Source organism: Anaerovibrio lipolyticus LB2005, assembly GCF_000621545.1.
In the GTDB taxonomy this organism is placed as follows: domain Bacteria; phylum Bacillota; class Negativicutes; order Selenomonadales; family Selenomonadaceae; genus Anaerovibrio; species Anaerovibrio lipolyticus_A.
Genome location: NZ_JHYA01000011.1, coordinates 1 through 12,735 on the forward strand (window position 1 = coordinate 1; position 12,735 = coordinate 12,735).

A 12,735-nucleotide genomic window follows, 5' to 3' on the forward strand; every position below is an offset into this window, starting at 1 on the left:
GGCTGTAGCTTTTTTTAAGATTTCATTTTCCATCTCAAGTTCACGCATCTTCTTCTGAAGAGCATTATACTCTTTTAAGGAAATGGTTTTATTTTCATCAACCTTGATGGTTGCTGCATATAGCTTCTTCCATTTGTAGATGGTTTGCTCGACTAAGCCATATTCATCTGCGAGCTCTTTAACCGGTTTGCCAGATAGGTACAAATCGATAATCTGACGCTTGAATTCTTCAGAGTATCGGTTGCCGTTGTGGGCCATGTGAAACACATCCTTTCCTAATCAAGATTTTAATGTGTCGCACTTTTTGTGTCCACTAAATCATACTAACATCACATCAATATAATTTCATCATTGTGTGATGCCTTTTCTTTGATATGTATTTTGTTAATAGGCATTAATCTATATAATAGTAACTGGATGTTTGCCATTTTGGGCGTACCATTTCTGGTGAGATTATTTGTGTCTAATTTATCTAATTGGTTTCCTACAAATAATGATGATAAAAATTTTAAAAGAGCAATGTTAAATTTTCAACATTCCCCCCTCTATACTGAGTTTCATAGGATAAACACAATGTTATCACCATTTATATTAGAATATGCTTTAGCTCATTATTATAGAGTGGCCTCTTTACTAGGGATTAGCTATGCGGATTTTATTAATACTGGTGGCGATGTTACTAAAGTTCCGGAAACTGATGCATTCTATACGTTTATAAATGAGGATATAAAAAATCTTTGCCACAGAAAAACTGACAGATGAGTTTTTCATTGCTTGCAACATAAAAAATTAGCAAGGATTTTTTATATATAAGAACTTATGATGGCTCTGGACCATATTGATTTTCTCCCGATGTTCCTTTTTTAAATATTAAATAAATAAAAAAGAAAAGACCAACTATTGGGGTGCATAAAAAGATAATATAAAACCCTGCTTTATCAACATCATGGAATCTACGAATAGAGAATATTTCCCATGCAATGAAAAGAATCAATCCAAATATCTGTATTATTAAATCATTATCTATAAAGAAGCATGGGAAAAAAGCAATAAAAAATAGAATATTGCCTATAATGTAGTCTTTCCTATTTATTCTTCCTGACCACAATGTACTTAACCTTGTTATAAAAACACCAGAATAATAATTTTTATCTTTTGTATTGAATGGCTTTTCATTTATTGAGTTGTCGCTGGTAGTATGCGTATCTTTCTTTACTAATTCTTTATCAATAAGATTATTGTCCAATTTAGTTCCACAATACATACAAAAAGTTGAGTCATCTGATATTGGTTTTCCACATTTGCTGCAATACATATATATGCCTCCTTTTTTATTGCTTTGGTGAAATTTTAATACTTTCAATTACCTGTTCTGAAATCCTATCACCATAGTTAAGAGATGCCCTGTATCCAATGTATACGCACCAAATAATATTATTTTTACGAAATGCTACAGACCGAGCCTTATATTCATCTATTCCTTCTGTGAATGTCATATTCAGCTTTGTTCCTTTTAGTTTTCCGATATTTACCTTTTCGTATTTTCCAGAATAAAGGTTAGTTGTTTTCTTTTTCAATTCCTTTACCATTGATAGTAATGCATCAGCTTCACTAAATTCTTCGTCTGAATTAATAAGCTCAATCTCTCCAATTTCACAAATATAATTTTTATCGTATCCAGTTTTATAGACATATCGTTTTATATTGGGACCAGGATTATCTATTCTTTGTTCTTCCATTTTAACTGGAGATAGCATAGTTAAAGTTGATTTAGTTCCTTCAGCACTAACTTCGTTTAAATTGATAGAGAACGGCCAACCGTAATAATCGAAAGCATTTATGCAAGTTACAATGATAAATATGGCTAAACATAATATGGCGACACCTTTTTTTCCTATTTTACTAATGGGAAATTTACTTACAATATCTACAATATGTATACCTGATAGCTTATTACCTTTATGAGGATTTTCTTGTATTTTAATTTTTTCTCCACAGTATTTACAAAATAGCGCATCATCAGGCAGTTCCTTACCGCACTTTCTACAATACATGAACACACCTCCAGTGAAATATTATTCTCACAAATTATTCTATAAATAATATTATAACTCCTGCTTGTTATACAATTTTTTGATGATGCGTATAGTGGTGAAATTGAGATTTCTCACGAAGTTATGCAGAAACTGGATTATATAATTTCCGTGGCGAAACAGCTTATGCAGGAAGTAGCTGTTATTGATTATAAGATGACTGCGTAGTATAGGAATACGAAAAACAGATACTTGGAACAGAGCGAAGTCTTATTTACCCGCTACAAACAGCGATTGCAGGTAAGAAACCAAAATGATAAAATCAAACCAAGAAAGGAAAGCGTTAAATTTGTAGTTGGGGGGATATTATGATTTACCCATTTATGACTTTAGAAGATGATACTGTGATTCCCCACACTGAAATGCATGATGATGGTACTGTGAAAGTTTATATCGAAACTCCTGATGAGCAGGATTGTTTTCATAGTATGGAGTGCTTTTTGCCATCATATAAGGCTGAAAATATAAAAGGATACACCAAGGAAGAAGTAGACTACTATTTAGCATTTATTAAAGAGGCGGCAAATCTGATTATTGAATTCTCACAGGAAGGTGGCTTTGATCATGCCGCAGCTATTTAAAATTGGTAGTTATTGGGTGTTCTTTTGGTCAGATGAAGGGTTGCCTACAGAACCAGTTCATGTTCAATTTGTGAATTCTAACTGGTAAATACAATATTTTTCTATGGAAAAATATATATACATGAGTTATAATGGACACAAGAAAAGGGTGCTGTCTAGCGGTCGCCCTCAGATTGTTATAAGTTTTACTTTATAAACCGCCTAAGTTTGATCGGCTAGGGCGGTTTATTTCTTTGTTTCCACGATTATTAGCAATATTAGCAGTAAAACTACTATAATACTATCGCTCATGGGCATCACCCCTTGCGAGGGCAAATATTCCGCCAAACAACACCCATTGATATTATATAATACATAGAGTCGATAATCAATTTCGAGTATTATTTTGGTACAAAAATGCAACGAAAATATTTTCGTTGCATTTTTGCTTTACATATTATATGATTATTGCAACATAAACGACATGAAACAGGAGGGAGAGAGATGAAAGAGGGGCAGAACTTGGAAGGTTCAAATCTGCATTTTGAAGAGCTGGCTTGCGGAAGTAATCAGCTCACCTTTGATTATTTGGAGAAAAAGCTGAAGGAAATATTGGGAGTATCAAAGCTCACGGATGATATTTTACGGACCTTTGGCTTTTACAATGAGGAAAAACAATATAATATTGCAGCGGCATTATTTGCAGACGAAAATAAAAATAGTGGTATTGATATGGCCAGATTCGGCAATAGTATCAGTGAAATAATGGATAGAGAAACCTATTCGGGGATATCTGTGCTAAAACAATACGATATGGCTGTGGCCATGTATGAGCGTTATTATCAATACGATAAAATTGATGGGATAGAGCGAAGAAAGGTTGACATTATTCCTGAGAAGGCATTTAGGGAGGCTGTGGCCAATGCTTTGGTTCATCGAACTTGGGATAATAACCCTTATATCAGAATATCCATGTTTTCTGACAGAATAGAAATCGCTTCTCCAGGGGGATTGCCAAAGGGACTTACCAAGGAAGAATATATCAATGGTTTTATTTCCGACCTGAGAAATCCAATAGTGGCCAATGTCTTTTTTAGATTGCATCTTATTGAAATGTTTGGAACAGGCATTAAGCGGATAAAAGAGGCTTATAATGGTGCAACCAGACAGCCATCCTTTGAAGTGACTGACAATGCAGTATTTGTGGTGTTACCGGCTTTCACCACTACCTACGAGATAACCACGGACAATAAAAAGGTAATGGAGGTGTTGGAAGTTGGCATGAGGCTTTCCAGCAGTGAAATCGCCGATAAACTGGATTGGAGTAAGTCAAAAACCATTCGGGCTCTGAATACCCTCCATACCAGCGGATACATTAAACGAAAAGGAAATGGCCGGGGAACAACATATTCCATAAATTGAAAGTATTGACTGTTGGTGACATTGTATATATTAAGTACCCTAACCAACTGTTTTGTGATATGATATATGCGATGTTTTACAATAGTTGAATTTTATATACAAACAGAAAAGTGTAAGGTGAAGTAATGCAGAATTTGTTATCTGTCATGTTAAAGGACAGTTCAATAGAGCAAATGAGCACCTGCTATAACAGAGGAAAGGGGCAGGCCTTTGTGTACGGTTTATCCGGTACCCAAAAGCATGCCTCCTTTTGTGCTTGTTATGCGGAAAATCCAAGAACGAGTATAATCATCACCTATGATCAGGACGAGCTGGGGGCATGGAAGGACAATCTCACGTCTTTGCTGCCTGATACTGAGGTGGTGGAGCTGCCTGTTCTTGATATGGTGGATTTTAATGCGGCAGCCAAGGGTATTGCCAGAAATTCCCGCCGTATGGAAATATTGGGAAGCCTCCTTAAGGGGGATACCAGAATTATATTGGCCACTGCCCAGGCAGCAGCCCAGAAGGGTATATCACCAAAACAGTTTAAGGCCCTGAGTCTAAAGCTGAAGGTGGGCACTGTCATCGAGCGTGATGATTTGCTGGATCAGCTGGTAAAAATGGGCTATGAACGGGTGGACCAGGTGGATATGCAGGGGGAATTCTGCGTCCGTGGCGGTATTGTGGACGTATTCCCCGTAAATAGTCATGCTCCATATCGTATGGAATTCTTTGATGATGAGGTGGATTCCATACGCTTTTTTGATGTGGAAAACCAGACCTCCATATCCAAGACTGACAAGGCAGAAATTCTGCCCTTCGATGTATTTGATGATAAGCATCGCAAGGCCATGTTTACGGAATTTATTACCAATGAGGCGGCAGTAATTGTTGATGATCCACTGAAAGTACGTGAAGAAATCATAAAGCTGGCTAAGGAAAATCCGGATATCAAGGGCCGTCTTTTTTCCTGGGAGGATTTTCTGGGGAAAATTAATTCCTATAATGTAATTTACATGGCCATGATGCTTCATAGCCTTCACAGTATAAATCTCGACCACCTTATTGGTGTATCCGTACAGGGGGTGGCTTCCTACCAGCGCCAGTTTGATATGTTTACCAACGATATGGAAAGCTGGCTGGGGGATAAGAATCAGGTTATCGTTACTCTGGGGGATATGGCCAAGGTATCCTCTGTGCGGGAAATATTGGGCCGAAACCGTCTGGCATCCGTTGAAGGGGATACGGATACTGCCCTTAGACCAGGAGTGGCAACGGTAGTTAAGGGAAGTCTTTTAAATGGCTTTGAGCTGCCGGGGGCCAAGCTGGTTGTAATTTCGGAAAAGGATATATTCGGACGCCAGAAAAAGCGCCTTTCCCGCATCAGCAAGGAGGACCGCATACATCATTTCCGCGAGATCAACGTGGGGGATTATGTGGTTCATTCCCAGTATGGTATTGGTAAATACTGCGGTGTAAAGACCGAGGAAATCAACGGGATTAAGAGGGATTACCTCTATATTCAGTATGGCGGTGAGGATCGTCTTTTCGTGCCTACTGACCAGGTAAGCATGCTGCAGAAATATATCGGCAAGGAAGGTGAGGTGCCAAGACTCCACAAGATTGGCAGCTCCAGCTGGACCAAGACAAAGAATAAGGTCCGTTCCTCCGTAAAGGATATTGCCAAGGAGCTCATCAATCTCTATGCCAAAAGGAAGCGGGATGAGGGATATGCCTTTTCTCCGGATACTGTATGGCAACGGGAGTTTGAGGATGCCTTCCCTTATGAGGAAACCCATGACCAGCTGACAGCCATAGCTGAAATCAAGGCGGATATGGAGCGTCAGCAGCCTATGGACCGTCTCCTTTGCGGTGATGTGGGCTTTGGCAAAACCGAGGTGGCCATCCGTGCGGCCTTCAAGGCTGTTATGGACGGCAAGCAGGTGGCGGTGCTGGTGCCTACCACTGTTTTGGCTCAGCAGCATTACCAGACCTTTGCGGAAAGATTTCATAATTTTGGGCCAACTGTGGAGGTTATTAACCGCTTCAGAAGTCAAAAGGAACAAAAGGCTGTGGTGGCCAAGGTTGAGTCCGGTCAGGTGGACATTCTCATTGGGACCCATGCCATTTTAAATGCCAAAAAGGTTAAATTCCATGATTTGGGACTTCTCATAGTGGATGAGGAGCAGCGCTTTGGCGTTTCCCAAAAGGAAAAGATAAAGCAGATGGCCATAGGCATAGATGTGCTTACTCTAAGTGCCACCCCTATTCCAAGAACTCTCCATATGTCTTTGGCAGGAGCTAGGGATATGAGCGTTATTGAAACGCCGCCCCAGGAGAGGTTCCCGGTTCAGACCTATGTGGTGGAGGAAAACGATAATATTATCCGTAACGCTATTAACAGGGAGCTGAAGCGTGGGGGACAGATTTATTTCGTATATAATCGGGTGGATAGTATTTACTCAATGCTGGCCCGATTGGAAAAGCTGGTTCCTGATGCCAATATCCGGGTGGGCCATGGTCAGATGCCGGAGGCCCAGCTGGAGCGAGTTATGGTGGAATTTTACGAGGGACAGTTTGATATACTCCTTTCCACCACTATTATTGAAAGCGGACTGGATGTGTCCAATGCCAATACAATTATTGTGTACGACGCGGATAAATTCGGTCTGGCCCAGCTTTACCAGATGCGGGGCAGAGTAGGCCGTTCACGGAATATTGCTTACGCTTATCTCCTGTACAAGCAGGATAAGGTGCTGTCGGAGGTGGCAGAGAAGCGACTTCAGGCCATTAAGGAATTTGCGGAATTGGGAGCTGGCTTTAAGATTGCCATGCGTGATTTGGAAATCCGTGGGGCGGGAAATCTCCTTGGCTCCCAGCAGCATGGCCATATTGCCAGTGTGGGTTTTGAAATGTATTGTCGCATGCTGGATGATGCGGTGCAGGAGCTTAAGACAGGCAAGCCAGTGGAGCGTCAGACAGACCCATTGGTAGAGATAAAGGTTCAGGCCTATATCGACAATGAATACGTGGGCAACGCCATGCACAAGATTGAGATTTATCAGCGTCTGGCAGCTCTGAGAAATAATGAAGCCCTGAACAGGCTTATGGATGAGATGGTGGACCGCTTTGGTGATCCACCACAGTCTGTGATGAACCTCTTTACGGTGGCCCGTATCAGAAATGAGGCCAGACTTTCGGGAGTTCAGCGCATAACAGAGGGCAGCCAGTATCTGGAAATTTATTTTGCCGGTGAGCCTAAATGTCCGGTGGAAAATCTTCTGGAGGTTTCCGGGATGTACGGCAACCATGTGAAATTTGACAATCAGGCCAAGGCTATGCTCATTGATTTAAGTATTGTGCCAAGGGCTACTATTCACGACTTTGTGCTGGCAATTATGGAAATATTAAACGGCAAGGCTGTGGCTGGTGCCGCTTCAAAATAATTTGTTAATATGTGATGAATGAAACTTATGTGGGAGGATTGTATAAATGGGCAGTATTACTGTTATTGGCCTTGGCCCCGGTGATTTTGGACTCATAACCATAGACAGCTGGGAGCGTATGAAAAACGCCCAGTATTTGTATTTCCGTACGGAAAAGCACCCTACGGTACCAATGATAAAGGAAAGGGGTATCAGCTTTACCTCCTATGACAGCTTCTATGAGGGGGCAGAGAGCTTTGAGGCCCTTTATGAGGCCATTGCCAAGGATTTGGTTAAGAAGGCTGCAACAGATGATTTGGTATATGCAGTGCCGGGCAGTCCTATGGTGGCTGAAAAAACCGTGGTCCTTTTGCGGGAATACTGTCAGCAGGAAAATATTAAGCTGGATATCCAGCCGGGGATGAGCTTTGTGGAGGTGCTGTACAGCAAGCTGGGCATTGACCCTATTGATGGCATGACCATAATTGATGCAGAGGATTTTGACCAGCTGCCGGTGGATATGCCTACAGGACTGGTTATTACCCAGGTTTACAGCCCTCAGATTGCATCGGATACCAAATTGAGTCTTATGGAGGTATTCCCCGATGAATATCCTATTACCTACATTCATAAGCTGGGAATGCCAGACGAAAGCATTCGTACCATTGAGCTTTTTGAGCTGGATCGCCAGCCGGATATAGACTATCTCACCAGCCTTTATGTTCCACCTTTTAAGAGCAAGGAGGAGTTCGATATTACTCCGCTTAAAGATATTGTACACACTCTCCGCTCCCCAGGTGGATGCCCTTGGGACATTGCCCAGACTCATGAAAGTATTCGCACCAATTTAATAGAGGAAACCTATGAGGTGCTGGAGGCTATTGAACTTCAGGACCCTCACCTTTTGTGTGAGGAATTGGGGGACTTGCTTTTGCAGGTCGTCTTCCATGCCCGCATGGCAGAGGAAACAGGGGCTTTTTCCATGCAGGAGGTTATTGATGAAGCCACAGAGAAGCTGGTTCGTCGTCATCCACATATTTTCGGTGACGTGCAGGCTTCAGATGCCGGGGCGGCAGTAATGGCATGGGAGTCCATTAAGAAGAAGGAAAAGAAGGACAGAGACTCTGTATTGGATGGGGTTCCAATGGGACTGCCAGCCCTGATGAGTGCCCAAAAGCTCCAGCACAAGGCCGCAAAGGTTGGCTTTGACTGGGATGAAATTGCACCGGTTTGGGACAAGATAAGTGAAGAAGTGGAGGAGCTGAAGGAGGCCCAGCTGGAAGGTGATCCAAAGCATATTGAGGAGGAGCTGGGAGATGTACTGTTTACCGTGGTAAATCTTGCCCGCTTTTTGAAGGTAGACTCGGAGCTGGCTCTTATGAATACCAACAGAAAGTTTACCAAGCGCTTCCACTATGTGGAAAAGAAGGTAAAAGAATCTGGCAAAAAATGGTCAGAGTTCACCTTAAATGAGCTGGATGAGCTGTGGAATGCGGCGAAATAGTGCTAAAATTCAAAAAAATTCAATAATTTTTTATACTTTTCTTGCAGAAACCCAGTGTTTATGGTATATTGAAGACAACGAAGGGGTGAAAACCTAGTAATTATGCGGGTTTTCAGTTATACCTAAATAAGAGGAGGATGTATATGAATAAGTCTCAGTTGGTTGCAAAGGTTGCAGAAAAGGCTGGCCTTACCAAGAAGGATGCTGAAAAGGCAGTAAATGGCCTGTTTGCAAGCGTACAGGAAGCTCTGGTAGCTGGCGACAAGGTTCAGATGATTGGTTTTGGTACTTTCGAGGTTAAAGCTCGTGCCGCTCGTACCGGCCGTAACCCTCAGACTGGTGAGGAAATCAAGATTGCAGCTTCTAAGAACCCTGCATTCAAAGCTGGTAAGGCTTTGAAGGATGCTGTAAACCCTAAGAAGGGCGCAGCTCCAGCTAAAAAGGACAAGAAGGCTAAGAAGGGCAAGAAAAAATAAAAAACGTTATTTCTTATACAATCTGGCTGCCGCAAATTTCTGAGGCAGCCTTTTTGTTGCCTTCCGTGGGGGAGGCTTGGATTAAGGGAACCGATATTTATGGATAAAAAAACAGTTTTGATTACTGGTGGTACTTCAGGGATTGGTCTGGCCACCGCTATAAGATTTGCCGGAAAAGGGTATAATGTGGTTTTGCTGGGACGGAATGCTGATCGAGGCCTGCGGGCTGTAAAGACCGTAATGGAAAGAATCGGTGGTGCCAGCTGCAATTATATTCCCTGTGATGTGAGAAAAATAGATGATTGTAAAAATGCTGTGGAAAAGGCAACGGAGCTTTATGGCTCCATTGATGTGCTGGTTAATTCCGCAGGGGTTTACTTCGAACGGGCTATTGAGGATATGGGGGAAGAGGATTTTGCCCTCATCATGGATATAAATGTTAAGGGAACGTATTTTATGACCCAACAGGCTGTTTCGGCAATGAAGAAGCAGGGTTCTGGTGTAATAGTAAATGTTTCCTCTGATGCGGGGATTCATGGGAATATGCTTTGTAGTGCCTACTGTGCCTCCAAGGGAGCCGTAAATCTGTTCACCAAGGCTATGGCTTTGGAGCTGGCACCGTGGAATATAAGAGTCAACAGTGTGTGCCCGGGAGATGTGATGACACCTCTCACGGAAAAACAGCTGGAGCAATATCCTGATCGGGAAGCAGCACTGAAAGAAATGAGTTCTGTTTATCCATTGGGGAAAATCGGAACCCCTGAGGAAATTGCGGGAGTAATTGAATTTTTGTGTTCAGCTGATGCAGCCTTCGTCAACGGTGCTATATGGAGTGTGGACGGAGGAATTACAGCTTAGTGTAAAATGTTGATACTTTTTTAGCGGTGTGGTACAATGAGCCTTATTAAGCGGCGGAAACAATGACACCGCTATATTTTTTGCACATATTTAAGGAGGTACTGGTGCATGAAGCCAAAGGCTAAGTCCTTTCTCATTGTAACGGCGTCTGTGGGCTCAGGCCACGAAAAGGCGGCAGCGGCAGTGGCTGAAGGCATAAAAAAACAGCATCCTGATGCTGTCATAAATATTATTGATTTCATGTCCGTGAAAACCTCCTGGGTAAATGCTTTTATGAAGAGCTGCTACCTTAATATGCTGTACTTTGTGCCGAATCTTTACGAGTTTATGTACCAGTTTACCGCCGGCAAAAAGAAGGGCGGCTTTGTAAAATGGGCCATGAGCTCCGTTATTGTGTATTCCATGAAGACACTTATAAAAAAATACAGGCCGGATACCATTATCTGTACCCATCCCTTCCCTGCAGATGCAGTGTCCCATCTCTTGGAGCATAAAAGGGCTGACTTTGATTCCTGTGCCATAATTACAGATTATTCTGTTCATCAGATGTGGGTCTGCCCAAAGCTGAACCATTATTTTGTGGCCATTGATTCCATGCGGGAACAGCTGGTGGAATTCGGTATCAGCCGTGATATTATTCACGTCAGTGGCATTCCCGTTTCAGAGCCATTTTGCCACAGCTATGACAAGGTATTGTGCCGTCAGGAGCTGGGCCTTGATACGGATATGCCTGTGGTCCTAATGATGGGAGGCGGTCTGGGCCTCGGGGGGATGGATGCCGCCATGGATCAGCTGGAAAAAATCAAAATGAAATTACAGCTGCTCGTCATAGCCGGCCGTAATGAAGACCTAAAGAAAAAGGTGGACGCCTTTGCTGCAAAATCCCACCACAATATTATAACCTGGGGATATACTGATAGGGTGCCGGTTATGATGGCTGCCTCTGATATCCTCATAACCAAGCCTGGGGCCCTGACCTTAACAGAGGCTATGTCCTTGGGACTGCCAATGGTGCTTCATGAGCCGATACCAGGACCGGAGACGGATAATGCCCGTTTCATGTCCGAGGGGGGCATGGCTGTGTGGCTTCATTCCGGGGACAGCCTTTCCAAGATAATTGGTGATTTGCTGGCCCATCCTGAAAAGCTGGAGCAAATGAGCCAAAATTCCTTGAAATACAGGCGTACTGATGCTGCCAAAGAAATTGCCCAGCGCATGGGCTAAGATAAAATCAAAATTTTCAGTATTTTAGATTTATTTTTCATGCTATAATATGTGTGAAAAGCTGTCTGGAAAAATCTGGATAGTTTCTATTTTTCTCTTTTTGCTGTTTTCATTTAGTTACACTATAGAAAGTGTGTGGTGGTTAATTTGGCAGTTACCGCATTGGAAAGTGGAGAAAACGGTGCTCTTTTGTGCCCGGAGTGCAAAAGACCCTTAGTGTATAAAGATGGTGGCCAGGTACGGGTAGTGGATGGCAAGGTAGATTATGAAAATATTAAGCCTCGCCATGTGTGCTTTTATTGTCAAAAGTTCTACAGAGAAATGCTTCATTCCGGATATTATGATGTCTTTGATTTGGACGATGAGCTGAAGGAAGAAGCCAAGACCTTGCATCTGGATATTCCGGGGACTGACGAGGAGTCTGGGGAAAAATCATCTAAGGATGTTGAAACTGTGGTTCATCTTATTAAGGGGCGGGGTGGCAGCTATAATTGTCCCCGTTGCAAAAATACCCTGCGCTGCACCGAAGGTGGTGCCATAAGAGTCATAGGGGATAAGGTGGATTACGAAAGCATTAAGCCGAAGTTTATATGTGATAGTTGTAAGGTGTTTTATCGTGAGCTTCTTACCTCTGGTATGTATGATACCTTTCCATTGGAGGAAGAGGACCAGCAGGAACAGCCGCAGAAGAACACCGTTACGGATATTAATCCGGTGGTGGCCCTTGCCAAGAATGGCTCCGGCCATTATCTCTGTCCTGCCTGCAATCAGGAGCTGGAATTTTCTGATGGGGGCCAGGTGCGGGTAGTCAATGGCAAGGTGGACTATGAAAATGTTAAGCCACGTTATATATGTCGTCGTTGTGAGACCTTTTACCGTGAGCTGTTAAGCTCAGGCCTTTATGAGAGATTTGATTTGGAGGAGCTGACTCTGCCACCGGAAAGAAAGAAGATTATCGGAACTGGTGATTTGGAGCCTATGCAGCTCAAAAAGGACGAAAATGGCAATTGCTCCTGCCCTCGCTGCGGTGCCAATATGAGGTATCTGGAGCCGGAGGCCGTTAAGATTATTAATGGGCGTGCTGACATGAGAGATACTGTGGCCCGATTTGCCTGTGATGAGTGCAGCTCCATCTATAGGCGCATTGCCACAACGGATTATTATCAGTGGAGTGAAAATTAATTGATGATT

General features: G+C 42.6%; 12 protein-coding genes. 9 read left to right on the top strand and 3 right to left on the bottom strand.

Features of this window, described 5'->3' with window-relative positions:
• The coding region (locus tag T355_RS0108945; protein WP_027397343.1) for a transposase at positions 1–258 on the bottom strand (258 nt) is incomplete at its 3' end.
• A 201-nt stretch (positions 259–459) separates the two neighbouring features.
• On the opposite strand from T355_RS0108945, the gene T355_RS15295 reads away from it, so the two are divergent.
• Positions 460–762, top strand: a complete 303-nt coding sequence (locus T355_RS15295; RefSeq protein ID WP_155851705.1) for a hypothetical protein — start codon at positions 460–462, stop codon at positions 760–762.
• A gap of 55 nt (positions 763–817) precedes the next feature.
• Here the strand turns inward: T355_RS15295 and T355_RS15435 are convergent, their stop codons facing one another.
• A complete protein-coding gene (locus tag T355_RS15435) occupies positions 818–1,315 on the bottom strand; it encodes a DUF805 domain-containing protein (protein ID WP_027397457.1) in 498 nt (165 codons plus the stop codon).
• Positions 1,316–1,331: 16 nt separating this feature from the next.
• Complete coding sequence (locus T355_RS0108960) at positions 1,332–2,054, bottom strand: zinc ribbon domain-containing protein (RefSeq protein ID WP_027397458.1); 723 nt, start codon at positions 2,052–2,054, stop codon at positions 1,332–1,334.
• Between the two features lie 347 nt (positions 2,055–2,401).
• Here T355_RS0108960 and T355_RS0108965 point away from each other — a divergent pair, with 347 nt between their 5' ends.
• The 8 genes from T355_RS0108965 (at position 2,402) to T355_RS14815 (ending at position 12,726) form a co-directional block, all read left to right on the top strand.
• Complete coding sequence (locus T355_RS0108965) at positions 2,402–2,674, top strand: hypothetical protein (protein WP_027397459.1); 273 nt, start codon at positions 2,402–2,404, stop codon at positions 2,672–2,674.
• Between the two features lie 483 nt (positions 2,675–3,157).
• On the top strand, positions 3,158–4,075 hold the full coding sequence (locus T355_RS14100; RefSeq protein WP_051555504.1) for an ATP-binding protein: 918 nt from the start codon (positions 3,158–3,160) through the stop codon (positions 4,073–4,075).
• Between the two features lie 125 nt (positions 4,076–4,200).
• Positions 4,201–7,503 carry a transcription-repair coupling factor gene (gene mfd / locus T355_RS0108975; protein WP_027397460.1) on the top strand — a complete coding sequence of 1,101 codons (3,303 nt, stop codon included), beginning with the start codon at positions 4,201–4,203 and terminating at the stop codon, positions 7,501–7,503.
• Positions 7,504–7,549: 46 nt separating this feature from the next.
• Entirely contained in the window at positions 7,550–8,986 is a 1,437-nt protein-coding gene (gene mazG, locus T355_RS0108980) for a nucleoside triphosphate pyrophosphohydrolase (protein ID WP_027397461.1), read from the top strand.
• 143 nt (positions 8,987–9,129) lie between these two features.
• Positions 9,130–9,462 (top strand): HU family DNA-binding protein, encoded by a 333-nt coding sequence (locus T355_RS14105; protein ID WP_051555505.1) that lies wholly within the window; start codon positions 9,130–9,132, stop codon positions 9,460–9,462.
• 99 nt (positions 9,463–9,561) lie between these two features.
• Positions 9,562–10,320: an SDR family NAD(P)-dependent oxidoreductase gene (locus tag T355_RS0108990; protein WP_027397462.1), complete on the top strand. Its 759-nt coding sequence runs from the start codon at positions 9,562–9,564 to the stop codon at positions 10,318–10,320.
• Positions 10,321–10,428: 108 nt separating this feature from the next.
• The gene (locus T355_RS0108995; RefSeq protein ID WP_027397463.1) at positions 10,429–11,544 is read left to right on the top strand and encodes an MGDG synthase family glycosyltransferase; all 1,116 of its coding nucleotides are present in this window, start codon (positions 10,429–10,431) and stop codon (positions 11,542–11,544) included.
• Between the two features lie 147 nt (positions 11,545–11,691).
• Positions 11,692–12,726, top strand: a complete 1,035-nt coding sequence (locus T355_RS14815; protein ID WP_051555506.1) for a hypothetical protein — start codon at positions 11,692–11,694, stop codon at positions 12,724–12,726.
• The last annotated feature ends 9 nt before the right edge of the window (positions 12,727–12,735 follow it).